Genomic DNA, 25,857 nt, shown 5'->3' on the forward strand with positions numbered 1-25,857 from the left:
CTATCGATGAATCTTCGTTCTACCGTTTCCACGGTTGCGGCCGTTGCGCTGCTGTCCGCCTGCGGCGCATGGCAATCCATGTCGGACGCGTCGTCGAGCGCGTATCACGCGGTGTTTTTCAAGCGGATCAAGGTGCTCGACGTCGATCTGTCCGCGCGCGAAGCGCTGAACCCCGACGACGCCGGTCGCGCGACATCGGTAGCGGTGCGCGTGTATCAGTTGAAGGACCGCAAGGTGTTCGATGGCGCGTCGTACGAGGATCTGCTGAAGAACGACCGCACGCTGCTCGCGCAGGATTTGCAGGCGAGCATGGCATCGGTGCTGAATCCAGGGGCGTCGGCGAGCCTGTCGCAACCGATGCAGGCCGATACGAACTATGTGGCGATCGTCGCGTTTTATCGCAATCCCGGCAACGGGGATGGCTGGAAGTATGTGATCGAGAAGAAAAAGCTCGACGCGGACAAGCCGTTGAAGATGTCGTTGATGGATCAGTTTCTGGTGACGGCGGGCAATGTGGCCCACGATTGAGTGAGCCACCGGCTCAATCCTTTCGACCGAGATAGCCCGGCAGTCCCAATGCCCGGTCGCTCTTTGCCAGCTTCAAGGCTTCCTTGAGCAAAGCCGAGAACTTTTCGTCGTTATCGGGCCGCGGCAACATCGCGCGAAAGAAGTCGGACCAGCGAAATTCTTCCAACGGGACATTGGTTTTTTCATAGCCGCCGGCATCGCGGACCGCCGCCGCGAGGCTTCGGTATTCATCGTCCTTCATTTCCCACACGTGCCTGGCAAATTCGGCAAACGGCCGGCGCACCCCTTGCGCGTCGTACGGAAAGGTCCATCGTTCGTTTTCCATGCTGAGCCAGAACGACGCCGACGTGTACGAGGAAAGATCCCGCACCAGCACGACCGGAACCGAGCGCACGCCAACCTGCCACAGCGCCGCCGCCACATGGTGATGATCGATCGCGAACGGTATGCCCTTCGGTCCGCAGACGACCGGTATCGGCTTTTCGGCAATGGCCATTTGAAGGTCATGGGCGCTCAGCGATCGGTATTGGCGGGCCTTTTCCCGGACCTCGCGCGCGCCGTGGGTCATCTGCGTCGGACGCAGTTCTTCGATTTGCCGCGTATCCATGTCGGTCTCCGTGTCGGGATGCGATCACGCGGATTCCGCAAAATTCATGCCGCCGCACGAAGCGTCGCTCGCGTTCCGCCAGACGTCTACGGCGCGCGTCGGACTTCGTCAACGGTCATGTTCTTTATGTCGATGGTGGGGTGACGGCGACGCTTTGACGGGCTCTCAGGCCGCCGCCGCAATGGCCTGCAAGCCTCCCCGGCACCGCCTTCACTGCATGCAGGTCGGGTATGCGGTGACGGGCGATGTCGCGCGCAACGCGTGATGGGGCGATGATGCGGCGAAGCGAATCGGGAATAAGCACCGCATCTTGGTGGTCTTGCAGGTAAGACTGACATCGGATGGGTGATCAAATGAACCTGATCGACGCGGCGGCGTTTGCCCCGCACGTGACATACGACATCAACGGGACGTTCGCATGACGTTGCGGATGCAAGCCGCTCTGCGGCGATTGCAACTCGGCTCCGGCGTGGTGTTGCTGGTCTATCTCTTTCTCCATCTGCTCAATCACGCACTCGGAATCTGGTCGCTCGAACTCGCCGGACGCGGTCTGGTTCTGGCGCTGCGGCTCTGGCGCAGCGCGCCTGGAACGATCGCGTTATACGGAGCGGCTGCGCTGCATTTCGTGCTGGCGATGCGAACGATTTATGCGCGCCGTCACTGGGCGTTGCCTCTGGCGGAGTGGGTGCGTCTATGGGCAGGCCTCAGCCTGCCGCTGCTGCTGATCCGTCATGCGGTGACGACCCGGCTCGCGTCCACGCTCTATGGCTTCGAACCGGACTACGAGCGTGTCGTGATCCAGTTGCTGACGACCGGTACGCAGGGTTTGCAGCTTGCGCTGCTCGCGCCCGGATGGATACACGGATGCCTCGGACTATGGTTTCGCTTGCGTCACATGCGATGGGCGCTTCGCATGAAGCCCGTGCTGTTGACATGGGCCATCGTGCTGCCATTGTTGTCCGCAGCAGGCTTTGTCAGGATGATGCGAGCCGTCGAAGCGAAGCGGGCAGTCCTTCCAACTCCCGATCCAAAACTGATTGCGCATCAGCTTGCATTGAACGCATGGCGTCACGATCTCGTGGCCTTGTATCTGTCTCTGATCGTCGGCGCGTTCGTCGCAGGTCAATTGCGCAATGGGATCGAACGTCGGAGATTGCGTGGTAGTTCTATTTAGAAAAGACCGGGAATATCCAACGAGAAAACTCCGTCTACCGGATGTGCATCGCGTAACACTCACGATCTGACGAGACGGTCCGAAGTGAATGCAGATGCGCGAATACATTCTCAGGTCAAAAGGAGCACATCATGAAATCGGAATCGTTGAGACAATACGCGGTTTGCTCGCTACTGAGCTGCGTGTTCGCCGGTGCGATGTTGATGGCGGGCTGCACAAGCGCGGATGCGCAAACTGTATCGGAGCCCGAGCCTCATCAACTCACGCGCGCGGAGGTCATGCACGAACTCGAGGAGCTGGAAGCGGCGGGATACAACCCGTCGATGGGCGATGATGGTTCATATCCCGCCGATATTCAGGCCGCGGAAGCGAAGGTGGCCGCGATGCATCGAGCGGATAGAGCCGCGGCGATGAACGCGGGACAGAGCGGTCAGACGGTACGCGCGCATTGAGGGGAAAGACTGGAACGTTGATCCATCCCAGTTGGCGTAATGTAACATTAAAATACACAATGACCATATTGCGTTCATTGCATTGCCAGCATGAGGTAGGAATCGTATCTTCGTCTCCAAATCACGGAGACATCTATGAAGATCGCATTCCTGGGAGCCGGCGCGTTGGGTTGCGCGATCGGCTCCGCGCTGACTGAAGGCGGCCATCAGACGTGGCTGGTCGACCGCTTCGCGGCGCACGTCGAGGCCATGCGCCGCGACGGCCTGCTAGTCGACGATGCCAACGGCTCACGCCGCGTAAAAGTCCGCGCGACGATGAACCCCGCCGAAGTCGGGCCGGTGGACCTCGTCATCGTGCTGGTCAAGTCCTTCCACACCGATTCGGCAATGCGCGGCGCGCTCGATCTCGTCGGACCCGACACGCTCGTGTTGTCGCTGCAAAACGGCCTCGGCCATGAAGACGTGCTCGGCGAAATCGTCGGCCGGGAGCGCGTGCTGGCGGGCAAGACCTATGTGGGCGGCGTGCTGAAGGCGCCCGGGCACATCCAGTCGGGCGTGAACGGAAAGCTGACCATCGTCGGCGAGCTCGATGGCCGGGTTACCGACCGGGTCCGCGCCATCGCCGACGCGTTCAACAGTGCGGGTCTGACGACCACGATCAGCGACAACATCCTCGGCACCATGTGGGACAAGTTGCTGATCAACGTCGCAACGGGCGCGATCACCGGCATCACCGGTCTGACGTATGGGCAACTGTACGAAGAGCCCGTTCTGAAAGCCACCGCGTTGGCGGCGATCGAAGAAGCGATGGCAGCCGCGAAGGCTGCCGGCATCCGTCTTTCGATCACGAAAGCGGAACAAGCCTGGACGCTCGCGGCCGAAGGACTCTCGCCGGCGTTCAGAACCTCGATGCTGCAGAGCCTCGAAAAAGGCTCGGTCACGGAAATCGACTTCATCAACGGAGCGGTCGTGCGCTGGGGCGAGCGCCTCGGCGTGCCGACGCCGGTCAATTCGACGCTGGTCGCGTGCATCAAGGGCATCGAGCGCGCGATGACCGACCGTCAGCGAGAAGGAGCGACGGCATGAGCGGCGCGAAAGCCTATCTGGAGCACGTCGCCATCTGGGTGACGGATATCCACTGGCATATCCGCTTCTTCGAACAGGTCTTCGGCATGACCATGCGCGAGGTGGATGGCACGCGCGACGAGCCGCGTCAGTACTGGACGCTCGGCGGACTGCAGTTCATCAGTGATCCGCGCTACGAAGGTCCCGAGGGCCGGCTCGCGCATCTCGGCGTGATGTGCGAGGACCTCGAGGCTTCGCTCGCCGCGGCGCAAGCGTTCGGCGTCAGTGAAATGCCGCAAGGGCGCAACTGGCTGCGCCTGCCGGATGGACTCGCGGTCGAACTGATTCAGGCCAAACCCGCCACGTGCGTTGCGCAGGCGCTGGCGATCAATCCACGCGCGGAGGCGTAAAGCATGAGCACGATCATCGAAAAGTACTGGGACGACGCGAACGAAGGCGACGAGTGCGTGAGCCCGACCTATACCGTCACCAAAGAACGCATTCTCGCTTACGCCGATCTGACCGGCGATCACACGCCCGTGCATGTCGACGAGGAATATGCAAACGCGAGCCACTTCGGTTCGATCGTCGCGCACGGGCTGTTCGGCCTGTCGATCGCCGATGGCCTGAAGACGCAGAGCGACTATCGCTTCCTGCCGGGCATGTCGCTCGGCTGGACGTGGGACTTCCTGCTGCCGATCAAGGTCAACGACGTGCTTCACGTCAAGTTCCGCGTCGGCAACATGCGCGCGAGCAACAGCCGTCCGGACTGGGGCATCGTCGTGCTGCCGTCCGAGCTGATCAATCAGGACGGCCAGGTCGTCCAGCGCGGCGAACATCGGCTGATGGTGCCGCGCCGTCCGGGAGCGAACTGATGCAAGCCCGCCCCCTCGAAGGTATTCGCGTCGTCGACTACAGCCACTTTCTTGCCGGTCCGTACGTGGGCCGCTGCCTCGCGGCGCTCGGCGCCGAAGTGATCAAGGTGGAGCGTCCCGGCAGCGGCGATGCCGGCCGGCAGCACGCGACCATCCTCGACGACCAGCAAAGCGCCTACTTCCTGCAATTGAACATGGGCAAGCGCGGCGTCAGCGTCGACATGAAAGACCCGCGCGGCAAGGAGTTCATGCGGCGTCTGTGCGATTCGGCCGATGTGTTCATCGAAAACTATCGGCCGGGTGCGCTCGACAAGCTGGGCCTCGGCTATGCCGCGTTGTCCGAACGCAATCCGGGTCTCGTGTACTGCTCGATTTCGGCGTACGGTCACACCGGCCCCGACGCGCATCGCGCCGGCTTCGGCCTGATCGCCGAGGCGAAGAGCGGCATCATGCAGATGGTCGGCAATCCCGGCGAACCGCCGCCGCTGATGCGCATTTCGCTCGGCGATATGTACACGGGCATTCACGCGGTCGCCGCGATCAACGCGGCCTTGCTCGGCCGCGTGAAGAGCGGCCTCGGCCAGCATATCGACATGGCGTTGTACGACACGCTGGTGTCGATGCACGAATACGCGGTGCAGTGCTACACGATGCAAGGCGTGCTGCCCGAGCAGACGGGGCACGACATGCCGACGTCGACGCTGTACGGCGTGTTCCGCGCGGCCGACGGCGATCTCGTGATCGCCGCGCAGGTCGACGATGCGTGGAAGCGGTTTGCTTCGCTCGTCGAACAGCACGGCGGTCCGGCCGGCTTCGGCACCGATGCGAGGTTTCACAGCCTGAACGGACGCAACTCGCATCGCGACGAAATCCTCGCGGTCGTGAAGCCGTGGGTTGCGGCGCGGCCGGTCGCCGGCGTGCTGGCGCTGCTCGATGGCATCGACGTGCCTTGCGCAAAAGTGCAGCGCATCGATGAAGTGGTCAACGATCCGCAGATCGTCGCGCGTGGCATGGTGATCGAGCAGGACCATCCGCGCTTCGGAAAGCTGCGCCTGCCTAACCTGCCGTTCCGCTTCTCTGACTGCGACACGTCGATCCGCGAAGTCGGCCCGGATCTCGGTCAGCACAACGCGGAAGTCGCGCAGTCGTTGGGCTTCAGCGCCGCGGAAATCGACGCGATGCAGACCCAAGGCGTGCTGTTTTCGAAGAGGAGTGCGTGATGAGCGACCAATACGCGGTGATTGGCAATCCGATCGGCCACACGAAATCTCCGCTGATTCACGGTCTGTTTGCGCAGGCGACCGGACAGGACATCAGCTACTCGGCGATCCAGGGTCCGATCGAGCCCGCCGACGCTTTCGTCGAGACCGTCAAGACGTTCATCGCCGCGGGCGGCAGAGGCATGAACGTCACCGCGCCTTTCAAGATGCAGGCGTTCGCGATCGCCGACGAGCGCAGCGAACGGGCCACGCTCGCCGGCGCCGTGAATGCGCTGAAGTTCGAAAACGGCCGGATCGTTGCCGAGAACTTCGACGGCGTCGGTCTCGTGCGCGATATCGAAGTGAACCTCGCTCAGCCGATGGCGGGCAAGCGCGTGCTCGTGCTGGGTGCGGGCGGAGCGGTGCGTGGCGCGCTGCTGCCGTTCATCGCGGCGCGTCCGGCGCAACTGGTCGTCGTGAATCGGGATGTGCGCAAGGCCGAGGCGCTGGTCGCGCAAGTCGCTAGCAGCCGCCCATTGATCGCATGCGGCTACCGGGAACTCGACGGAATGGGGCAGTTCGACCTCGTCGTGAACGCGACATCGGCGAGCCTGACCGGTCAGTTGCCTGCGGTTCCCCCGGACGTGTTCAGCCCAGCAGGAACCGCGTACGAACTCGCGTATGGAAAGGGGCTCACGCCGTTCCTGCGGCTCGCGCGAAATGCGGGCGTGCAGGGCATCGCCGACGGCGTCGGCATGCTCGTCGAGCAGGCTGCCGAAGCGTTCGAGTGGTGGCGCGGCGTTCGACCGCAGACGCAAGCGATCATCGACCGGCTGACCGTTCCGCTCATTTGACGCATGCGGTGGGCGCAATGGATACAATGGCGATATTGCAAATGACAATACCGCCATGAGTACCACTGAGCTTCCGGACCTCAAGCTGCTTCAGCTTTTCGACCTGCTTTACGACGTGCGAAGTGTCACGCGCGCCGCTGAGCAACTCGGGCAAAGTCAGCCGACGGTCAGCATCTGGTTGGGTCGCTTGCGCGAGCATTTGCAGGATCCGTTATTCGTTCGCACGCCGGGCGGTATGACGCCCACTCCGCAGGCTGACGCGTTGATCGGACCGTGCAGGGAAATTCTCGAGTCGCTGCGCCGGTTCGCTGCGTGGGAGATATCGTTCGATCCCGCCACGGCGAAACGACGGTTTCGAATCTGCATGACGGACGCGAGCCACATTACGCTGCTGCCGCGAATGTTGGCGCATTTGCGGGCGCAGGCGCCAGGCGTTCGGCTCGAAGCGGCAAGGATCGACGGCAATACGGAGCGGGCGCTCGAATCCGGCGAGGCGGATCTTGCGATCGGGCACGTGCCTTGGCTGGGGGGCGGTATGTACCAGCAACAGCTTTATATGCAGGACTGGGTATGCCTTGCCAACCGCAATCATCCTCGCGTGCGTGCGCGGTTGAGTCTGAAGCAATACCGCAGCGAGGGGCATGTCGTCATTGCGGCTGGCACGGGCGGGCAACTTCTCGAACAGGCGTTATTGCGCGAGAACATCGAACGCGACGTCGTGCTCGAATTGCCCGGCTTCCTCGGACTAGGATCGATCATCAAGTCGACCGATCTGATTGCTACCTTGCCCCGACACATTGGCGAGACGCTGGCGCGGGCGAATGACGTCGTGGTCCATTCGTGTCCTTTCCCGGTGGACAGGTTCGCGGTGCGCCAGCACTGGCACGCGAAATACCATCACGAAGCCGGCAATCGCTGGCTGCGCTCGGTCGTCGCGGATCTGTTTCTCAATGGGAGCAGAAGCTAGACCGCCTGCACGTCAAGCGCACGCAGGTGTGCAATGATCGCGTCCGTATCGTAGGCCTTGTCGGCCGCGACGCTGCCTGGCCTTAGTTCGCCCAGCAACGGCAATGCCTCAGCACTGTCGCCGGCTTGCCCGCCCGTGAGGCCGAATTTAGCCAGCATGCCCAGCCCGTCAACCAGTGCGTGAATCTTCGTGCTCAAGCCACCGCGAGACCGACCCAGCGATTGGTCACCTTTTTTGGGACCGCCAGCAGCGCGCTGGTGCGCCCGGACAATGGTGCTATCGATGAAAACTTCCTCGAAATCCGCATCGCCTGCCAGCGCGACAAACACGCCGTGCCATATGCCGGCCTGGGACCATCGTGTGAACCGCTTGTACAGGCTGTTCCAGCACCCGAATTCCTCCGGAAGATCGCGCCATGGAGTGCCAGTGCGAGCAATCCAAAGAACGGCTTCGACAAACTCCCGGTATTCCGGCAACGTCAACGCTTCTTCCCAATCGGGCGTTGATCCGATGCGAGGCTTGTCTTCGGTGCAAAGCACGAGGCACCCGTTCGTTCAATTCCTGAGGCTCATCCGCTCATGTCGAGAAAATCGATACTCACTGTGTCAATCATCGCTGTGGTCAGCCTTTCGGCCTGCGTCGCTCAACCAGCGAACCATTACGCTGGCGCAGACCGGCAACACGCTCCGGTGGCCGTGCAAACCCCATCCGATATCGAAGCGAAGCCGTTCGCACATCCTGGGCTGCTGCACAGCGAGCGGGACTTCGAGCGCATGCGAGTCAACGTGGCGGAGGGCAAACAGCCTTGGCTACAAGGGTGGCAACGCTTGATCGCCAACCGCCATGCGTCGCTGGACTGGACGCCACGCCCGCAGGATGCCATCTATCGCGGCAAGAACCCTGAGCATGCCGAAAACTATTCGCTGCTGTTCAACGACGCGGCAGCGGCCTATGCGCTCGCACTGCGCTGGAAAGTCTCTGGTGACGACGCCTACGCCGGCAAGGCCATCGACATCCTGAACGCGTGGTCGGCCAATCTGAAGATGATCGATGGGAGTTCGGACAAGTTCCTCGCCTCGGGCATCTACGGCTACGAACTGGCGAATGCGGCGGAAATCCTGCGCACGTCGCCGCAATGGAAGGCGGCGGATTTCCGGCGCTTCCAGTCGATGATGCTCACCGTGTTCTACACGATGAACCACGACTTCCTGACCCGGCACAACGGCACTAAGGTTGATCACTACTGGGCAAACTGGGATCTCGCCAACATGGCGTCGATGCTGGCGATTGGCGTGCTGACCGACCGTCGGGACATTTATGCGGAAGCGGTCGAGTATTTCAAGCACGGCGCGGGCAATGGCTCGATCGAACACCTCGTCTGGAAGCTTTATCCGAACGGGCTCGGTCAAGTCCAGGAAAGCGGCCGCGACCAAGGGCACACCATGCTCGACTTCGCGCTGGCGGGTGCGTTTTGCCAGATGGCCTGGAATCAGGGAGACGACCTGTTCGGATACGACGACAACCGTCTGCTCAAGGGTGCCGAATACGCTGCGCAATACAACCTCGGCCACGACATGCCCTACACCTTGTATTCCGATAGCCTCGCGACGCAGCCGAGTATTTCGCCGGGATCGAGAGGCGATATGCGGCCAATCTGGGAATTGCTCTACAACCACTACGTGGTGCTGAAGAAACTCAAGGCGCCGGGCGTGACCGCATATGCCCAGCGTGTGCGCCCCGAAGGTGGCGGCGGTGATTATGGATCGAATAGCGGCGGCTTCGACCAACTTGGGTATGGCACGTTGACGTACACCCTCAAGTAACGGATCCGCTTGGGTGCTCGCGAGACTTGTCGTCGGTAGGGGTGATCGAAGATGGTCGGGGCAGAAGGGGGCGGATCTGTCCCGACCAATAGGCGAGGAACAGTGCGCCTCGCATTGGATGGTCCTGCGTTGACCATACCGCGACAGGAAGTAGGAAAGAAACTGCTGGTTGCGGGCTGACCAGCCATTCGCGTGTGCGTCGCTATCGACCCGAGACTCAATCGGGTCGGGTTTTGTAGGGCACGAGGCCGCTTTGAATCTCACGCTGTTCTCCGACTACCGGGTTGAGCGACGGCTCGAACGCTGCGAGCCGCCTCACTTTTACGATTACGGTAGATCTTCGCGAATCTGCAATGCGGGAAAACCAGCGGGAGCCGCGGATCGCATCGGATCGAGGCGAGTTGCGCACCTGTCAGTCTTCGCGAGGCTGGACCCGCGCGAATTGACGAATGTGCTCGGCAAGAGCGGGTATGCCCGAGTCGCGAGCGACATAGTGCGCGACCTGCCGGGTGGCCAGATCGATGGTCACCTGATCGTCGGGGGTTTTCGTGTTGGGTCCGTCGACCGCGGGATGGTATTCGATGCGCAACTGCCTCGCGTTGGCGACGAGCCGTAAATAGCCGAAGTTGCGGTCGTCGTAGCTTTCAAGGACGACTGCATCGGTGTCTTTCGACGCGGCCTGGATCAGCTGCGGCGCGCGAAGCGGCGGCTGTCCGTTGGTGGTGAGCTGCTGCACCGCGTGACCGCCGTTGCCACAAACGATGTAAGGGATGTGGGTGCCATCGGAACGGGTTCGCGTAAAGCGCTGATAGTTGTGCGCGTGTCCCGCGAGGTCCGCATGCGGCCAGATACCGACTTCATCGCAAACCGTATCGATCTGCTGTTGCATTTCCACGCTCCAGCCGTGACGCCCGCGCGCCACATACGGCGGATGGTGATGCGCGAACAGCAGTGCGCCTCGATAGTTCTCTTTCTTCACCCGCAATAACGCCGCTTTCAGGAACTTCAGCTGACTGTTGCCGATGTCACGGTCCGCGATCACACCGGGGTCCTCGAGCGTATTGCTGTACAACGCGATGATGCGCACGAACGGCGCCTCGAACGTGAAGAAAACGCCTGGCTGAATTTGCGCGGTCCGTGAAAGGTGGCCCGCGTCGGGAGAGACCTGGAAGCAGTCGGAGCAGAAGTTCCTCAGAAACGCCTGCAGGCTTTTTTCATGCTTTAACGGCGAAACCATTCCGTCGTGGTTGCCGGCAGCGGCGAGAATCGGCGCATGGTAGTTGCGGTACGGTTCATAGAACTGATCGTAGTAGTACTGCGCCTCGCCAAAGCTGTAGACGATGTCGCCCAGCAGAAAGTTGAATTGCGGCACCTCGGCGGGATCGGCTTCGTCGAAGTCGCTGACCATCTTGTCCGCGACTTCGTTCTGGGTGGCCGGACCCTTCGTACTGCCACAGTCGCCGGTGGCGTGAAAGACGATCTGTCCACTCTGGCTAATCGTATCGATGAGCTGCTGGTTGTTGTTCACCACCTCCGCAAACGTCAGCCGGGGCTCGGTGCCGCCGCGCGGCGGCGGAAACGGCAGCGCCTTCAGCTTGTGCTCGCGGTTCAGTTCGTCGATGACCTTGTAGGCCGCGGCATCGGATGCGTGCCTGACCACGAAGGTTTGCGGGTCCGGCGTGGGCTGCGGCTGCGAGAAAACCGGCGCGGCGAGAATCCTGCCACTGCGGTTGCCGCGTGAGGGTGACGATTCGTCTAAACGCTTCTTCGGCATGTGCAATCCTCCTTGGTCGTGGAACGGGAGCGGCCACGCGGTTGTCGGCAAACCGTCAGCATGTGACGGCGCCGTCGGTGGCCGGATGCACCGTTCAGACGAAGGTAAAACGAGGAAGTTCAGATACGGTTGCCGTTGCGCAACCGGTGCGGCGCGAATTGCTAAGCATGGTTTCCCCGTACGAAAGCCGGGTTCGTGGTGAACACGCGTCTGGTTACGACGGCACGAACACGCCAACCGCCGCCAGCGCCATCGCGAGCGTCGCGAGCCATCCTCCCCACGCCAGCACGCCCTTGACGGCGAACTGTCCCATCACCCGCCGACTTCGCGCGATCAGCATCATGACGACCATGATGGGCACCGCGGTAACGCCATTGATCACCGCGCTCCAGTACAGCGCGCGGATCGGGTCGAAATGCATGAAGGTGATAGCCACACCGCCGACGATGGCCAGTGCGATCACCGCGTAGAATTCGCGCGCGAGCGTCAGATGCAACGCCAGACTGCTGCGCCAGCGAAAGCTGCCCGCGGCGGCGTAGGCGGCCGAGCCGGCGAGAACCGGCAGTGCGAGCAGGCCGGTGCCGATGATGCCGAGCGCAAACAGGACGTAAGCAAAACGCCCGGCAAACGGCTCGAGCGCTCGCGCGGCATCGGCCGAGGTTTTTACTTCGATGTGGTGCAGATGCAGCGTAGCCGCCGCAGTCAACATGATGAAAAATGCAACGAAGTTCGACACCCCCATGCCGACCCACGTATCGAAGCGGATTCTTCGCAACTGCGCCGGCGCCTGCTGCGGCACGCGGCGCAGCGGCGCCTGTTCAGGTGCCGAGCGCATTTCTTCGACTTCCTGCGACGCCTGCCAGAAGAATAGATACGGACTGATCGTCGTACCCAGCACCGCGACGATCATGGTCAGATAGTCCGACGTCAGCGAGATGCGCGGCAACACAATCGCGCGCGCGACTTCGCCCCAAGGGATCGGCACGATGAGAGCGACCGCGACGTACGCAAGAAGCGATAGGGCGGTCCACTTCAGAATCCGCGCGTAGCTCTCGTAGGGGACAAAAATCTGCAGGATGACCGAGAACGTCCCGAGGCCGACGACGTAAAGGTGCTGCGGACCTGGCAGCAGCAGTCCGGCCGCGGCGCCCATCGCCGACAGGTCAGCGGCGATGTTGATCACGTTTGCCACGACGAGCAGGGCGACCGCGCTGTACAGCAGCCACGCCGGATAATGCGCGCGGATGTTCGACGCGAGGCCCTTGCCGGTCACCCGGCCAATCTGCGCGCTCACCAGCTGGATCGCGGTCATCAACGGATACGTGATCAGGATCACCCACAGAAGATTGAACCCGAACTGCGCGCCTGCCTGCGAATAAGTGCCGATGCCGGAGGGATCGTCGTCGGCCGCGCCCGTGATCAGGCCCGGGCCCAGGCGTCTGATCCAGGATCGCTCGACGGGGTCGCGTACGGCGGATTCCGGCTCGATCGATTTATCGTCGTTCATATATATGTCACCTCGCCGCCACATTTAGCAAATTGTGGGCCCGGGGTGTTCGTGCCGGCGTTGCGCGGCTTCGGCAAGCAGATGCGAAGCGCGGCTTCGGTGAAAATACGCGGAAATACCGGGCTTCTAGAGGGGAGGAACGAACCTTGGGCCGTGCCGACGGACACCGTCACCCATGATGCGCTGGAGCCTTCGTCTGCAACTGGATCAAGTCGATTGCGTAAAGCAATTCTTCGAGCACGATGGGCTTGGCAACGACGGCATCGACCTTGCCAGCGAAACTGGCCGCGTCTTCCGGCCGCGCCAGCGCAATGATGTGCGGCTTATCGATGCTTGTATCGAAGCTCTCCACGAACCACAACGCTGTCGTAATCGAATTGACGGGAACGTCGAGAATGATCAATTGGCGCGACGGCTCGAGCCATATTTCATGCCAATGGTCGAAACCGAGCGCTTTGGAGCGCCCATATCCCTTCACATTGAGCAGAACCCGCAGAGAATCCCGGACCGCCTTGTCGTGCCCAACGATGACGACCGCGCCGATGCATTGTGATGGTCTCTTCACCGCATGGGCCGTCGCGGCCCGCAGTTGCCACTGACAGCGCTGCCATTGCACCCGGGACAATTCGTAGTCGCGCTGCGCTTTCGACAGCGCATTCAGCGATGTTGCCGGGTTGCTTCTCAACTGTTGCAGATCGCGAGTCGCCTGGTCCAGTGCGGTGCAGGCGACGCAGAAGGCGAGCTTGTCTTCTGCGGTCGGTCCCGGATTCGAAGATGACACGCCGCGTTTCTCCCGAGCCGGTATGCACGTTTTGTGCCGTAGACCTTGCTCATTCCCGCAGCATAGGGCGGCAGGGCACAAAATGCCAGGCGCGGCTCAGTCCATTCGCGGCTTGAACGCATACTGCTCGATCTCGCCACCGCGTGCGACCACCGCCGTGCTCTCGGGAATTTCCTCCCAGATGCCCGGCAAGTCCGAGAGCGGCTCGGACAGCACGAGGAACGCATTCTCGCCGGCCGTCCTGATGCGCTCGTCGTCGGGATACAACTCGCGCAGATGGCGGAACGACGTGCTGTGAAACAGCGAGCGCGACTGGCCTTCGCTCGAATAACGGACCGCGATGATCTGCTCGCCGTCGGTCGCGCACACGGTCATGTTCAGCGGTTCATCGACGCCATGCCGGCGGCCGGTGGCTTCGACGAAGCCGACCATCCGCTCGAGCGCGGTGACGGGCGTGAGCTCCAGCCCGAAAGTCAGCGCCAGAAAAAACAGCACCTCGGAATCGGTCGAGCCTTCGATGGACGGGAACAGATCGGGGTCGATCTGCACCATCAGATCGCGGCGCACCTTCGGGTAGTTGCGCACCAGCCCGTTGTGCGCGAACAGCCAGCGGCCGTGGCGGAACGGATGACAGTTGGTTTCCTGCGACGGCGTGTCGGTCGCCGCGCGTATATGAGCAACGAATAGCGGCGAATGGATCGCCCGGGCGGCCTCGCGTAGATTGCGGTCGCTCCATGCGGGCTGAATGCAGCGGTAGCGAAACGGAATGTCGGTGGGATGGCCATACCAGCCGATCCCGAAGCCGTCGCCATTGGTGGTGGTGGCGCCGAGCCGCGAATGCATGCTCTGATCGATCAGCGAATGCCGGGCGTTGAACAGCACGGTTTCGAGCTGAAGCGGATTGCCGGTATAAGCGAGCCAGCGGCACATGATGGGTCTCCTGTCGGTTGCGCATGACAAACCTACACCACCGCACGGGCGGCGTTTGTAGGACCAAAGTCCGATTGAGGGAGACTTGATGCATGTCACCATAGACCGGAGAACACGGGCGTCGTCACCGGGATCGTCGGGCTTGCAGGGGCCTTGGCGGATTCCTGCTGCCGATTATATTCGGCATCCTGCTGGATTTTTTCAGAGTGCGTTCCACCTGCTTCATGTTCCTGTACGGGATCGTCTGGGTTTCGCTGATCCTGATCTATCTGTCGGAAGTGCGGCGTACACCGGTCGCGGGTTCCGTGGCCTAGCCGTGTTCGCCAACGCGCAGCACTGAGATTCGCGCAGGCTGCAGGCTCTGCCAGCCAGCCTGCTTTTTTGCTGATGGAGGTGCCCGATGAAACGCCGTGAACTGTTGGTTGCGCTGGCCGCAGGCGCGCTCGCCGAGGGTTCTACCAGCCTGGCGCAGGGCGCCCAGGCGAAATTCACCGATCAGGTCGAGTTGCCCAAGCCCAACCTCACAGGCACGGTGTCCCTCGAGGAAGCCATCGCGAAGCGCAGGTCCGTGCGCCGATTCGCGTCGAAGCCGCTGCCCGTCGAAGTCATCGGCCAATTGATGTGGGCGGGGCAGGGCATCACCAGCTCGGACGGTAAGCGCGCGGCTCCGGCGGCCGGCGCTTTGTATGCGCTCGAACTTTACGTGGTGACCGCCACGGAGGTGATGCACTATCTGCCGGAAGGCCATCGGGCCGAGAAGCGCGCCAGCCACGACCTGCGCCCCGCACTGCGAGCGCTTGCGGTCAACCAGGCGTCGGTCGAGGCGGCCCCGGCCTTGCTCGTGGTGGCCGCCGACCCCGGCAGGCTCACCGCGAGATATGGCGGGAGAGCCAATCTGTATGCCGATCTCGAGGTCGGGCATTCGACCCAGAACATGCTGTTGCAGATCGTCACGCTGGGGCTAGTCGCCGTGCCCGTGGGCGCCGTCGACGGGGCTCCGGCGGCGCGCAAGCTCGGGCTGCCTCACGGCCAGACCGTCCTCTATCTGATCCCGGTAGGCTATCCGGCCTGAGTCGTTCGGAGAGGCACGATCAGTTCGATCAAGCCTTCGCGAGTTTTACGGTCTCCAGCGTCGGGCGGTAATTGGCCAACGCCTCGGGCTGTACTCGCTTTGTTGCACGACCGGCAGTAGCGTGTCGACACAGTCCAGCGCGTCCGTCAATCGCCCGAGCACGATCAGCGAGCGCGCCGCATCGATACGACCGTGAAACATCGCGTCGCGCGGTCCGGCCCGTTCCACCATGTCGATGAGCTGCCCCATCTCGGCCTTGACGCGCGCGCGGTCGATTGGCCAGTGGCGGTCAATCCAGTTCCGAAGTGCGCGAACCAGCACCACGCAATCGTCGTACTCACACTGCAAGCTATCCATTGCCACCCTCAGCCCTATCACGGGTCGGCCTGGCCGAGCCGTTCATTGGGGGAACAAACCATCCCTATCTCGCCCGCATCCATATGTCAAGCAAGCGGCGCGCCACGTGTCGCCGGTGCTGTGCATCGTTGCTAGAGCGGGGCTCGGCCATGTTCTCGCAATTCGGGCTCGAAGAATATCCATCGAGCGGTTGGAAAGCGCTCCTTCAATTCGTGCTCGATGCGGTCGATCGTGCGCACCATCTCGTTTGCATTGTCGTGCGGTTCGAGTTCGGCCTGAATCGCAATCACCAGATCCTCCGACCACTTCAAGGCGATCAGACTGACGATGCGGCGGACTTCGCGGCGCTCGCTGAGCCACGCGCGCATCTCCTGGCGTATGCGCTGGTGCGCCGATTCACCCACGAGAAGCGATTGGATCTCGCGCATCGAGAACAGCGCCGTGGCCATCAGCACGATGCCGACGCCGACACTGCCGAGCGCATCGTAAAGCGGATTGCCGGTAAGAACCGTAATGCCGATCGCGATCAGGGAGACGAGCACGCCCGTTACCGCGGCGGCATCCTCGCTGACCGAGAGCATCACGGACGGCCTGCCGCTTTCCTTGAACCAGTTCAGTAGCCCGCCGGCGCGATGCCGGGGCTCGATCGTGCGAATGGAGGCTCTGAGAGCGACTGCCTCGATCACGCCGGACACGCACAACACGCCGATCGCGAGCAAGGGCTGTTCGAGCCGTGAGTGATGGATTGCTCGAAAGCCGCCGATCACCATCGACACAACGCCGCCGAAGATGAAAAGCTGCATCGCCACCAGCATTGCGTAGACATAGGTCGCGCGACCGAAGCCGAGTGGATGTTGCTCGTCGGGCTCGGCTCGCGCGGCGCGGTGACCGACGAGCAGCGCAATCTGGTTCAGACAATCGGCGCTGGAGTGTACGGCTTCGGCGAGTGCGGACCCCGAGTTGGTGTAGAACGCGACGGCGAACTTGCACGCGGCGACGGCGATATTCGATGCGAGGGCGTAGTAGACCGCCCGTGGCGCAGATATGTGCCGCCCGGACCTGGCCCTCATGACCCTATCTCCTTGTTCAAATCGAAAACGGGCGGTTCCCGACCTTGAAGATTGAACAGCAAAAAGCAGACCTCGAGACGCGAGACGCCTGCCGACTACAGGAGAGTCCAACCGATCTGGCGTCCGTTGCAGTGTGCGAGCTGGAACATTCTCATCGGCCCTCTGTCACCTCTGTCGAGGAACCAGACGAATGGAGACGCAACATGACTTCCCACGCGACGATTTCCGGCGATCAACCGAACCGGCCGACACTGAGTGCCGACGCATCCGCAACACGGCAGGCAAGCGACGCAGTCGCGCGCTTCGTCGAGGAACTCCAGGCCGGCTGGGACCAGCATGACGCGGACCTGTCGAACCGCCACTTTGCCGCGGACATCATCTGGGGCAGCCCATTCGGTGCGTCTGTTCATGGCTACGCGGAACTGCATCCCATCCATGCGCGATTGAAGCGATCCGGAAAGGGTGACAATGCTTCCCGCTTCGAGATCGTCGGTGTTCTTGCGCCGGCTCCGGACGTGGCGGTCGCGCAAGTCCGGCGCGTAGCGCTCGGCCCGGACGGACAGGTGGCGGAACCGTCCCATGACCTCGCGGCGTCGTTCTCCGAGATGGCCCTTTACGTACTGGTGCGCCGGGACCGAGTATGGTGGGTCGCGGCGGGGCAGAACACGCCCATTCGGCCCGCTCCATAGCGTGACGACGGGCCGCTTGCGGGCTTCATATCGGCCTTCCGGTGGCTTTTTCGTCTTACATTCCCCCCTTTCCTGGATGCAGGTTTTGTCCTGCTAAATAGAAGGTCTGTCCGTTGAGCATGTGACAATTTGGCCCTAGAGTGCGTCTACTAAAAACAGCCTGACCGTTCGGTTCAGCACACGGAGCGCACTATGGTCTATCAGATCACCCTCAATTTTGAAGACGGCGTAACTCGGCTTATCGACTGCGAAGACGGCGAGCGCATTACCGACGCCGCGATTCGCGCCAAACTCAATATTCCCCTCGATTGCCGTGACGGCGTGTGCGGTACCTGCAAGGCCGTATGCGAATCCGGCGAATACACGACGGGTGACTGCACGGATGAAGCCATCAGCGCGGAAGAGCTGGCTCAGCGCAAAGTCCTGACCTGCCAGATGAGCCCGAAGTCGGACTGCGTGATCCAGATCGCGTCGAGCTCGACGGGCAAGAGCGCTCGCATGCACCAAGGCCGTCTGACGTCGATCGAGCGCGTTTCGGAAAGCACCATTGCATTCGCCGCCAAACTCGAAGACCGTGTTGGTCTCGAATTCAAGGCCGGTCAATACGTGAACGTGACGGTTCCGGGCACGGATCAGACGCGCAGCTACTCATTCTCCTCAGGGCCCCAAGACCGTGACGTCTCGTTCCTGGTGCGCAATGTGCCGCAAGGCCTGATGTCCACGTGGCTGGCCGAGGAGGCGAAGGTCGGTGCTGCGCTCGAGTTCAAGGGTCCATACGGCGGTTTCTATCTGCGTGAAATCGGGCGTCCGGTTCTGATGCTGGCCGGTGGCACGGGGCTCGCACCGTTCCTGTCGATGCTTGACGAGGTCCTGAAGAGCGGCGGCAGCAAGTATCCGATTCACCTGATTCTGGGCGTGAATACGGACAACGATCTGGTGTGCGTTGATCAACTCGAAAGATACGCGAAGCTGATCCCCGGTTTCACGTACGCAACGGTCATCGCGGACAAGACGAGTGCTCACCCGCGTAAGGGTTGGGTCACCGATCACATCGAGGCCGCTCAACTCAATGACGGCGAAGTTGACATCTACCTGTGCGGGCCGCCCGCGATGGTCGATGCAGTAAGCAAGTATCTCAAGGACCAGAACGTGAATCCCACGAGTTTCCATTATGAAAAATTCGCTACGGCGGCGCCCGCACAAGCTGCTGCTCCGGCTGCGGCTTCCGTAGTCGTATCGCAAGCGGTGGATGCGCCCGTTTCGACCTCGGACGCGGCCAGGGCTCTCGAACTGGGCTTGCTGCTCGGTCGCTTGAACGCAGATCAGATCCAGAAGTTCGGGGCCTTCGCTGCGGCACAGAAGGCGCTGGTTCAAGCAACGGGCGATGATCAACTGGTCAAGCTGTACACAGAATTCGCACAAGACGATTTCGTGATGAAGGCGCTGGCCAAGCACGTGAAGCGTGATTCCGGGGCTATGTCGGCTCTGGCTGAAGAAGCCAAGGCCGGTGGTTGCCCGTTCCACGCGATGATCGACCAGGCGCCTGCGACCGCGCTCCCCCCATACTCGCATGAATTGAAGTGGCCCGAGGGTATGGAGCCGTTCAAGGTCGTTGACGACGGTTCGCAGGGCGACCCCTACGCTCACTACGAGTGGATGCGTGAAAACGCACCGGTTCTGCGCTGCCAGTCCACGACGTCCGACGTCTGGTTCATCTCGCGTTACGAAGACGTGTTCAAGGCCGTCCGTAACACGAAGCTGTTCTCGTCGGAAGTGGTGAAGCCGGTGCCGCTCACGTTCCTCACGCTGTTTGACGGTGAAGCACACTCGCGTCTGCGCACGATTCTGCAACCGTCGTTTACGCCGCTGGCAATCGATCCGTTTGTTGAAGCGGTGACCGCACGTGCCAACGAACTGCTGGATGCGATGATCGCCAAGGGCGGCGGCGACGTGGTTCAGGACTTCTCGATTCCGCTGTCGATTCGCACGATTTCGGCCATGCTGGATGTTCCGGCAGAAGACGAAGAGAAGATGAAGTTCTGGTCGGACGAAACCTTCTCGTACTTCGGGCGTATTGCACGCAACGCGCTGGGCACCGGTACCGATGAGCAGAGTGCTAACGATTTTTGGGAATACCTCCGCGTCCAAATGCTGAAGCTCATGGACACGGACAGCCAGTCGATTGGCGCGCACATCGCACGCATGTGGAAGGACGGGCTGCTCAGCGAGAAAGAGGCAAAGGAGCTGTGCTCGTTCGTGTTCATCGCCGGTCACGACACGACGACTATCCTGGTGGCCAACGCGTTCCGTATGATGGCCGAGCAGCCGCACCACCTCGAACGACTGCGCGCCAACATGGACGACTGCGATAAGTTCGTGGAAGAGACGGCACGCTATCGTGGCACCGTTCAACGCGTGTCCCGCGTGACGACCGCTGATACGACGGTCGCCGGCGTTCACATCCCGAAGGGTTCGATCATCCGACTGCTGCTGTCCTCGGCCAACCGCGACTCGCGCAAGTTCCCGGACGGTGAGACGTTCAACATCGACCGCGATAACGAAGCACACATGGGCTTCGGAAACGGGATGCATAAATGCTTGGGTATGCCGCTGGCGAAGCTGGAGACGCTGCTGTCGGTGCGTGCGCTGGCACAGAAAGTGGGTTCGATCTCGCTCGATGCCACGAAGGAAATCAAGTACGTGCGTGGCAACAACTTGACGAACTCGGGACCGGAGCAGTTGTTTGTCAAGCTCACGGGCGCTAACCCAGCAGGAATCGCTCTTGGGCAGTAGAACGATACTCGGTTGGCCGTTCTCCCACTTGTTTGCGGAAGAAACGGCCGAAGTAGGCTTCATCCTGGAATCCTAGTTCGTTGGCGATCTGCTTCACGCTCATCGTTGAATAGCCGAGTAGTCGTTTTGCTTCATGGATAGAACGTGCGTCGATAGCCTCGATCGCTGAAGTACCAAATGCAGCATGGCAGATTCGGGAAAGTTGGCCGGTGGTTACGCCCATGTCTTTGGCGTACTCACCGACTGCCCGACGTTCCCGACAGTGCTTGTCGAGTAGGGCGCGGAATTTTTCAATTCTGTCGGCCAGCGTTCGTTGCTCGGGATTCGCAGCCAGTTTCGCACTTTCGCTAAGACGTCCAACCTTAACGAATAAAGCGATCATCCGTGCAGCACCCGCAGCGAGCTGCCAACGCGCGTCTACCAGCGTCTCTTGTCGGATCGATTGAAAAACGGTCTCTAGCGGGGTGCCCTTGTCAAGGTTGAGTATTCCCGACAGAACTGCCGGAGTTCGAACGAATTCCAGTAGATCTGGGGCCAAGGCCATGATCACGGATTCGAGTGCTGGCTGAGCCGCCGTAACAACGTGTCCCTCAATGTCGTTCGCGAAGTGGAAGTTATGCACCGATTGTGCAGGGACCGCGATGAGGCAGGGGGCCTGAAATGTCCAGGTCCTGCCGTCAATCGAGGTCTCTCCACCACCGTGGGTGATGTATAGAACCTGGATGAGGGCACGGTGGACGTGAGGCTTGATTTCGAAGTCGAAAAGACTGGCACGTAGTGAGATAGGCTCGTAATGAACCATATCGTCATGAGGAGCATTGCTCTCCGCTCCGTAGAGCACGAAGTTCGAAATCGCATTTTGCTCCTGTTTCACGGTTTGTCCTGTTATTTGAGTGGTTTGTCCATTGTCACATAGTTGGCCTGCGTGTCAAATGGCGTAGCGATTCTCTATAGAAGTAACCTTTCCAAAAAAGTTGGGTATCCATATGAGTCAAGAAATCCAGAATCCGGTGCAGCCTGGGCTGCACCTGAATGGCAAGATTGTTGTCGTGACGGGCGCAGGCTCGGGTATCGGTGCCGGCATCGCACAGGCGTTCGCGCGCGTGGGGGCCCACGTTGCTCTCGTGGATAAAAACTTCGAAGGCGCGAAGGCCGTAGCCTCGTCGCTGCGTGATGAGGGTCTGGCTGCATTGCCCTTCGCTTGCGACGTATCGGATGAGAAGTCGGTAGCCGCTGCCGCTGACGATGTGCGTGCCACGATGGGTCCGGTCAACGCCCTGATCAACAATGCGGGCTTGCTTCGCGCAGGTTCGCTGGAAACGGTTTCGATCGAGGACTGGAATCTCTCGCTGTCCGTGAACCTGACGGGCTACCTGCTGTGCGCTCGTTCGTTCGGCAAGGATATGCTGGCCGCAGGCAAGGGCAGCATCGTTCACGTGGCTTCGATCGCAGCACTCAATCCGCAAACGAATAGCGGCTCGTATTCGCCGGGTAAGGCAGGTGTGCTCCTGCTCTCGCGTCAACTGGCAGCAGAGTGGGGCCCCCGCGGTGTGCGCTCGAACTGCGTGCTCCCGGGCATGATCCGTACTGCACTGTCGGCCAAGTTCTATGAAGAGCCGGGTTTCGAAGAGCGTCGTGCGCAAGTCGTGGCCTCGCGTCGTATCGGTGAACCGGAAGATCTGGCAGGACCCGCACTGTTCTTGGCCTCGGACCTCGCGGCCTACGTTAACGGCGCAGAGATTCTCACCGATGGCGGTCTGAACTGCATGCTCATGGACCAGGTTCCACGTCCTGGTTTCAACGCCGTGCCTGCAAAGTAATCAACAACGACAACAAGGAAGTCAGACATGACGAAGATAACTTGCGATTTGGTGGTCGTTGGTTCCGGTGCAGCCGGACTTGCTACGGCAATCACTGCAAAGAAGCGCGGCCTCAATGTTGTGGTCGTGGAAAAGGAAGCAGTGTTCGGTGGCACAACCGCACTGTCAGGCGGCGTTCTCTGGATTCCGCTCTCCCACTATGGCCGTAAGCAGAATCAGGCAGACTCGGTAGAGAAGGTCAAGCAATACCTGCGGGAAGAAGCGGGCAAGAATTACGACGACGCTGCTGTCTCGTGCTTCATCGAGAACGGCGCGAAGATGGTGGACTTCTTCGAGAAGGAAACCGAGACGAAGTTCGTACCCACGATGTATCCCGATTACAACCCGCATAAGCCAGGTGGACAGGATATCGGCCGCTCGATTTTGGCAGCACCGTACGACATTCGTGGCCTCGGCAAGGATATGAATCGTCTGAAGCCGCCGCTCGAAACGATCACGTTCATCGGCATGATGTTCAATTCGAGCAATGCCGACCTCAAGCATTTCTTTCAGGCAACGAAGAGCTTCAAGTCGTTCTGCTACGTGGCAAAGCGTCTGGCCACACACGTCAAGGAACTGACGCTCTATCGTCGCGGCATCAACGTCACGAGTGGTAATGCGCTGGCCGCACGGCTCGCGGCCTCGGCGCTGAAGCTCGGTATTCCGATCATGACCTCGACGCCGGTTCGTGGTTTGCTGACCGAAAATGGCAAGGTCACGGGCGTGCGCGCTGTGGGCTCGGACGGTGAAGTCCAGATCGTGGCAAAGCACGGTGTCGTGCTAGCAGCAGGCGGCTTCCCTCACGACCTCAAGCGACTGGCCCAAGTCTACCCGCACGTCAAGAATGGGGGCACCCACTTGAGCCCGACGCCGGAAAGCAATACCGGTGACGGCGTCAACATGGCCGAGAAGGCTGGTGCAGCACTGGGTATGGGCTATGCCGACGCCAGCGCATGGATGCCGGTGTCGAAGGTGCCGCTCAGTGGTGGTCGTACCGGCGTGTTCCCGCACCTGCTGGACCGCTACAAGCCTGGCATTATCGGTGTGCTGTCCAATGGCAAGCGCTTTACCAACGAATCAAATTCGTACCACGACGTTGGTGCAGCACTGATGCGTGTATGCGAAGGCAAGCGTGAAACCGCGATGTGGCTCATCTGCGACAAGGATGCGCTGGCGAAATACGGACTGGGCTACGTCAAGCCTGCACCGATGCCGACCGGTGGTCTGATCAAGAAGGGCTACCTGATCAAGGGCAAGACCCTGCGGGATCTGGCGAAACAGTGTGGTATCACCGCGGACACGCTGGAAAAGACGGTCGCTGAATACAACAAGGGCGCGGTCGTCGGCCAGGATATGCAATACGGCCGCGGCACGACGGCGTTCAACCGCTATCTGGCTGACCCGGAAAACAAGCCGAATCCGTGTGTCGCACCGGTCCAAAACGGTCCGTTTTACGCGGTCAAGGTGCTGATGGGCGACCTCGGTACGTTCGACGGTATCGAAACTGCGGTCACGGGTGAAGTGCTGCGTAAGGATGGTTCGCAGATCGAAGGTCTGTACGCAGTGGGCAACGACCGCAAGTCAATGATGGGCGGTGCCTATCCGGGCGCTGGTATTACCCACGGTCCGAACATGACGTTTGGCTACGTCACGGGCAATACGATTGCAGACAAGGTGAATGGGAAGGGCGCATGGTAAATCTCGCAAAGCCGCTAGTCGATCACCGTACGTACACGATCGCACTTCGCAAGATGCCGGAGTTTCTGGAGGTGTTCAATCGATTGGCCATGCCGATTCTGCTCGAAACGCTGGGCCATCCTTTGGGTTTCTGGACCTCGATGGTTGGGCCACAGAATCAGTTCACCCATTTGTGGGGCTATGAGGATCTAGCCGACTACGAGCGCCGTTGTCGAGCCCGTGACACACACCCTGACTTCCCCAGGTATCTGGCGGCGTCGGGCCATCTGATTACCGCGCAAACGACCCAGCTTATTCGCGCTGCATCGATGTCCGGCGTCGCAAAATAACAGCATTGCAGCTGGGGCCTAGTGAAGCAATAAGGTATACGACTTATTAATGGACGAGTCCAGGCTGGGCCCCGGTATAACTTAGGTGAAGCGTTGCGGTTTCCGTTCGGCCCGTGCACCATGGTGCGCGTACACCATCCATGAGGCCGCTGCTTGCGATTGCAACAACCATGAGATCGCACTGTGCTGTCCGCAATTCGCACACTGCACGGGAACAGGGCGGTTACGCGCTTTGAGGAATGAGTCGGTGCGTACGGCGGGGGAACATGCATGCCTTCGCTTTATCTGCTGGTTGCCTCGCTGATTTTTCCGTCGACGCAGAATGCGATCCGGCTCATATGTTCAGCGCTTCGCGAAACAGCGAGGTATCACTGCGAGACGCTCGACAACCACGGCCGGGACACAATCAACTCAGCCCTGTTCGACGGCTTCCTCGACGGCGGGCAATGGACGGGTAGCGATCTTTTCCGCCTCCGCGCGCTTCAGTCCGAGCGTTTGCAGCAACATCGCTGCCGTGCGCTCGGGAAAATGCTCGCCGCTAAAGCCCAGTTCTGTCAGCACGCCCGCCGCGCTCGCGCCCGGCACGACGAAGTTCAACTCGGCGGCGATGGCACACAGAACCGTGCCGCCCACTGCGAGAAATCCGATAAACGGGTCCGCCACGACGAACCGCTTCGCCGCAATCCCGCTGCCGATGTCGTGCAGCAGTCGCTGACCAAGTCCGCGGCTCATTGCGCGCGCAGAAAACCCTTCACGTATCAGAAAACGTCCCCACACGGGATCATGCCGCGCCCGAAGGACCGTATGGCGCACCGAGACGGCGACTACTTCTGCGGGGTCGGAAACGCCGCCTGTAAGGCGATCGAGCATGTTCGCGAATTCTTCAAACACGTTGTCGACGAGCGTCGCATAGATCGCTTCCTTCGATTCAAAGTGGTTGTAAAACGAGCCGAAGCCCACGTCGGCGGCCTCCGTGATTTCGTTGATCGCCACGCCCTCCATGCCCTTTTCGGCCATCAGCCTGAGAGCAGCGTCGAGCAGACGGGTTCGCGTCTCGCGCTTGCGACGTGCACCGCGCGGCTCCCGTTCTTCGGCAACGGGTACGGGGGCGACGCACGCCGCAACGGTGGAACGCTTGCCTGCCCGGCGATTTGTCGTGTTGGTCATCGTGATTGCCGATCTGGACATACCGCGCAGTATAGATTTGAATCTCTATATTGACAAAAACATCATCGATGAGTTTAATGTCATCAAAGGCCTCGACGAGCCGATTCCACCAGAACCGATGGAGTGATCATGGAGACAGCAGCCAGAAGCGGTGCCGCCCCGCGGCGTTGGCATTGCGCCGCCCGCGCGCCGATGCGGGCATCCGGACCCGCTTTCGATAGCGCGTCGGCGAAGCATCTATTGCGGTTCGATCCTGCCGCCAATGCGGCAGGTTTCAAAGTCGAATC

26 protein-coding genes and 2 pseudogenes are annotated in these 25,857 nt (G+C 61.0%); 18 read left to right on the plus strand and 10 right to left on the minus strand.

Features of this window, described 5'->3' with window-relative positions; all coding sequences use genetic code 11:
- Nucleotides 1-6 precede the first annotated feature (6 nt).
- Nucleotides 7-528 carry a type VI secretion system lipoprotein TssJ gene (gene tssJ, locus AB3X95_RS14945; protein WP_368621718.1) on the plus strand — a complete coding sequence of 174 codons (522 nt, stop codon included), beginning with the start codon at nucleotides 7-9 and terminating at the stop codon, nucleotides 526-528.
- Between the two features lie 13 nt (nucleotides 529-541).
- Here tssJ and AB3X95_RS14950 read toward each other — a convergent pair whose 3' ends face one another.
- Nucleotides 542-1,135, minus strand: coding sequence for a ParB-like protein (locus tag AB3X95_RS14950; protein ID WP_368621719.1), 594 nt, complete (start codon nucleotides 1,133-1,135; stop codon nucleotides 542-544).
- A gap of 418 nt (nucleotides 1,136-1,553) precedes the next feature.
- On the opposite strand from AB3X95_RS14950, the gene AB3X95_RS14955 reads away from it, so the two are divergent.
- From AB3X95_RS14955 to AB3X95_RS14990, 8 genes are all read left to right on the plus strand, one after another.
- Nucleotides 1,554-2,309 carry a hypothetical protein gene (locus tag AB3X95_RS14955; RefSeq protein WP_368621720.1) on the plus strand — a complete coding sequence of 252 codons (756 nt, stop codon included), beginning with the start codon at nucleotides 1,554-1,556 and terminating at the stop codon, nucleotides 2,307-2,309.
- Between the two features lie 131 nt (nucleotides 2,310-2,440).
- Nucleotides 2,441-2,761: a DUF4148 domain-containing protein gene (locus AB3X95_RS14960; protein ID WP_368621721.1), complete on the plus strand. Its 321-nt coding sequence runs from the start codon at nucleotides 2,441-2,443 to the stop codon at nucleotides 2,759-2,761.
- A gap of 135 nt (nucleotides 2,762-2,896) precedes the next feature.
- The gene (locus tag AB3X95_RS14965) at nucleotides 2,897-3,847 is read left to right on the plus strand and encodes a ketopantoate reductase family protein (RefSeq protein ID WP_184225045.1); all 951 of its coding nucleotides are present in this window, start codon (nucleotides 2,897-2,899) and stop codon (nucleotides 3,845-3,847) included.
- Nucleotides 3,844-4,236: a VOC family protein gene (locus AB3X95_RS14970; RefSeq protein WP_184225044.1), complete on the plus strand. Its 393-nt coding sequence runs from the start codon at nucleotides 3,844-3,846 to the stop codon at nucleotides 4,234-4,236. The genes AB3X95_RS14965 and AB3X95_RS14970 overlap by 4 nt, the downstream gene beginning before the upstream one ends.
- Nucleotides 4,237-4,239: 3 nt before the next feature.
- Nucleotides 4,240-4,701 carry a MaoC family dehydratase gene (locus AB3X95_RS14975; protein WP_176120311.1) on the plus strand — a complete coding sequence of 154 codons (462 nt, stop codon included), beginning with the start codon at nucleotides 4,240-4,242 and terminating at the stop codon, nucleotides 4,699-4,701.
- Entirely contained in the window at nucleotides 4,701-5,921 is a 1,221-nt protein-coding gene (locus AB3X95_RS14980; protein WP_368621722.1) for a CaiB/BaiF CoA transferase family protein, read from the plus strand. Before AB3X95_RS14975 ends, AB3X95_RS14980 begins: the two co-directional genes overlap by 1 nt.
- Entirely contained in the window at nucleotides 5,921-6,754 is an 834-nt protein-coding gene (gene aroE / locus AB3X95_RS14985; protein ID WP_176365898.1) for a shikimate dehydrogenase, read from the plus strand. Before AB3X95_RS14980 ends, aroE begins: the two co-directional genes overlap by 1 nt.
- Before the next feature lie 55 nt (nucleotides 6,755-6,809).
- Complete coding sequence (locus AB3X95_RS14990; RefSeq protein WP_176106325.1) at nucleotides 6,810-7,721, plus strand: LysR family transcriptional regulator; 912 nt, start codon at nucleotides 6,810-6,812, stop codon at nucleotides 7,719-7,721.
- Between the two features lie 20 nt (nucleotides 7,722-7,741).
- Here the strand turns inward: AB3X95_RS14990 and AB3X95_RS14995 are convergent.
- Nucleotides 7,742-8,191, minus strand: a pseudogene (locus AB3X95_RS14995) (IS5 family transposase); the annotation flags it as partial.
- Between the two features lie 108 nt (nucleotides 8,192-8,299).
- On the opposite strand from AB3X95_RS14995, the gene AB3X95_RS15000 reads away from it, so the two are divergent.
- Nucleotides 8,300-9,544: an alginate lyase family protein gene (locus tag AB3X95_RS15000; RefSeq protein ID WP_368621723.1), complete on the plus strand. Its 1,245-nt coding sequence runs from the start codon at nucleotides 8,300-8,302 to the stop codon at nucleotides 9,542-9,544.
- 412 nt (nucleotides 9,545-9,956) lie between these two features.
- Here the strand turns inward: AB3X95_RS15000 and AB3X95_RS15005 are convergent, their stop codons facing one another.
- From AB3X95_RS15005 to AB3X95_RS15020, 4 genes are all read right to left on the minus strand, one after another.
- Entirely contained in the window at nucleotides 9,957-11,318 is a 1,362-nt protein-coding gene (locus AB3X95_RS15005; protein ID WP_368621724.1) for a metallophosphoesterase, read from the minus strand.
- 214 nt (nucleotides 11,319-11,532) lie between these two features.
- Nucleotides 11,533-12,825 (minus strand): NRAMP family divalent metal transporter, encoded by a 1,293-nt coding sequence (locus tag AB3X95_RS15010; protein WP_368621725.1) that lies wholly within the window; start codon nucleotides 12,823-12,825, stop codon nucleotides 11,533-11,535.
- Between the two features lie 169 nt (nucleotides 12,826-12,994).
- Nucleotides 12,995-13,606 (minus strand): response regulator receiver protein, encoded by a 612-nt coding sequence (locus AB3X95_RS15015; protein WP_176120319.1) that lies wholly within the window; start codon nucleotides 13,604-13,606, stop codon nucleotides 12,995-12,997.
- Between the two features lie 96 nt (nucleotides 13,607-13,702).
- On the minus strand, nucleotides 13,703-14,536 hold the full coding sequence (locus AB3X95_RS15020; protein ID WP_176120320.1) for a class II glutamine amidotransferase: 834 nt from the start codon (nucleotides 14,534-14,536) through the stop codon (nucleotides 13,703-13,705).
- Between the two features lie 108 nt (nucleotides 14,537-14,644).
- Between AB3X95_RS15020 and AB3X95_RS15025 the strand changes: the two are divergent.
- Nucleotides 14,645-14,850, plus strand: a pseudogene (locus AB3X95_RS15025) (MFS transporter); the annotation flags it as partial.
- Between the two features lie 86 nt (nucleotides 14,851-14,936).
- Nucleotides 14,937-15,608 (plus strand): SagB/ThcOx family dehydrogenase, encoded by a 672-nt coding sequence (locus AB3X95_RS15030; RefSeq protein WP_368621726.1) that lies wholly within the window; start codon nucleotides 14,937-14,939, stop codon nucleotides 15,606-15,608.
- Between the two features lie 45 nt (nucleotides 15,609-15,653).
- Here the strand turns inward: AB3X95_RS15030 and AB3X95_RS15035 are convergent, their stop codons facing one another.
- Nucleotides 15,654-15,965, minus strand: a complete 312-nt coding sequence (locus AB3X95_RS15035; RefSeq protein WP_176120322.1) for a hypothetical protein — start codon at nucleotides 15,963-15,965, stop codon at nucleotides 15,654-15,656.
- Nucleotides 15,966-16,096: 131 nt separating this feature from the next.
- Nucleotides 16,097-17,035 carry a cation diffusion facilitator family transporter gene (locus AB3X95_RS15040; RefSeq protein ID WP_176365891.1) on the minus strand — a complete coding sequence of 313 codons (939 nt, stop codon included), beginning with the start codon at nucleotides 17,033-17,035 and terminating at the stop codon, nucleotides 16,097-16,099.
- Between the two features lie 203 nt (nucleotides 17,036-17,238).
- On the opposite strand from AB3X95_RS15040, the gene AB3X95_RS15045 reads away from it, so the two are divergent.
- Both AB3X95_RS15045 and benC read left to right on the plus strand, forming a co-directional pair.
- Nucleotides 17,239-17,724, plus strand: coding sequence for an SgcJ/EcaC family oxidoreductase (locus tag AB3X95_RS15045; protein ID WP_368621727.1), 486 nt, complete (start codon nucleotides 17,239-17,241; stop codon nucleotides 17,722-17,724).
- 192 nt (nucleotides 17,725-17,916) lie between these two features.
- Nucleotides 17,917-20,517, plus strand: a complete 2,601-nt coding sequence (gene benC / locus AB3X95_RS15050; protein ID WP_368621728.1) for a benzoate 1,2-dioxygenase electron transfer component BenC — start codon at nucleotides 17,917-17,919, stop codon at nucleotides 20,515-20,517.
- On the opposite strand, the gene AB3X95_RS15055 is transcribed toward benC, so the two are convergent.
- A complete protein-coding gene (locus AB3X95_RS15055) occupies nucleotides 20,486-21,391 on the minus strand; it encodes a helix-turn-helix domain-containing protein (RefSeq protein WP_176120326.1) in 906 nt (301 codons plus the stop codon). The genes benC and AB3X95_RS15055 overlap by 32 nt on opposite strands.
- Nucleotides 21,392-21,503: 112 nt before the next feature.
- On the opposite strand from AB3X95_RS15055, the gene AB3X95_RS15060 reads away from it, so the two are divergent.
- From AB3X95_RS15060 to AB3X95_RS15070, 3 genes are read left to right on the plus strand one after another with little or no spacing between them, the layout of a single operon-like run.
- Nucleotides 21,504-22,337 carry an SDR family NAD(P)-dependent oxidoreductase gene (locus AB3X95_RS15060; RefSeq protein ID WP_176120327.1) on the plus strand — a complete coding sequence of 278 codons (834 nt, stop codon included), beginning with the start codon at nucleotides 21,504-21,506 and terminating at the stop codon, nucleotides 22,335-22,337.
- A gap of 27 nt (nucleotides 22,338-22,364) precedes the next feature.
- A complete protein-coding gene (locus AB3X95_RS15065; RefSeq protein WP_184225033.1) occupies nucleotides 22,365-24,074 on the plus strand; it encodes an FAD-dependent oxidoreductase in 1,710 nt (569 codons plus the stop codon).
- The gene (locus AB3X95_RS15070) at nucleotides 24,068-24,403 is read left to right on the plus strand and encodes an NIPSNAP family protein (RefSeq protein ID WP_176120329.1); all 336 of its coding nucleotides are present in this window, start codon (nucleotides 24,068-24,070) and stop codon (nucleotides 24,401-24,403) included. Before AB3X95_RS15065 ends, AB3X95_RS15070 begins: the two co-directional genes overlap by 7 nt.
- Nucleotides 24,404-24,814: 411 nt before the next feature.
- Here AB3X95_RS15070 and AB3X95_RS15075 read toward each other — a convergent pair whose 3' ends face one another.
- A complete protein-coding gene (locus AB3X95_RS15075; RefSeq protein ID WP_368621729.1) occupies nucleotides 24,815-25,570 on the minus strand; it encodes a TetR/AcrR family transcriptional regulator in 756 nt (251 codons plus the stop codon).
- Here AB3X95_RS15075 and AB3X95_RS15080 point away from each other — a divergent pair.
- Entirely contained in the window at nucleotides 25,560-25,697 is a 138-nt protein-coding gene (locus AB3X95_RS15080; protein ID WP_368621730.1) for a hypothetical protein, read from the plus strand. The two genes, AB3X95_RS15075 and AB3X95_RS15080, sit on opposite strands and share 11 nt — an antisense overlap.
- Nucleotides 25,698-25,857 lie beyond the last annotated feature (160 nt).

It is taken from the genome of Paraburkholderia sp. BR13444 (genome assembly GCF_040948755.1).
GTDB classification, from domain to species: Bacteria; Pseudomonadota; Gammaproteobacteria; order Burkholderiales; family Burkholderiaceae; genus Paraburkholderia; species Paraburkholderia youngii.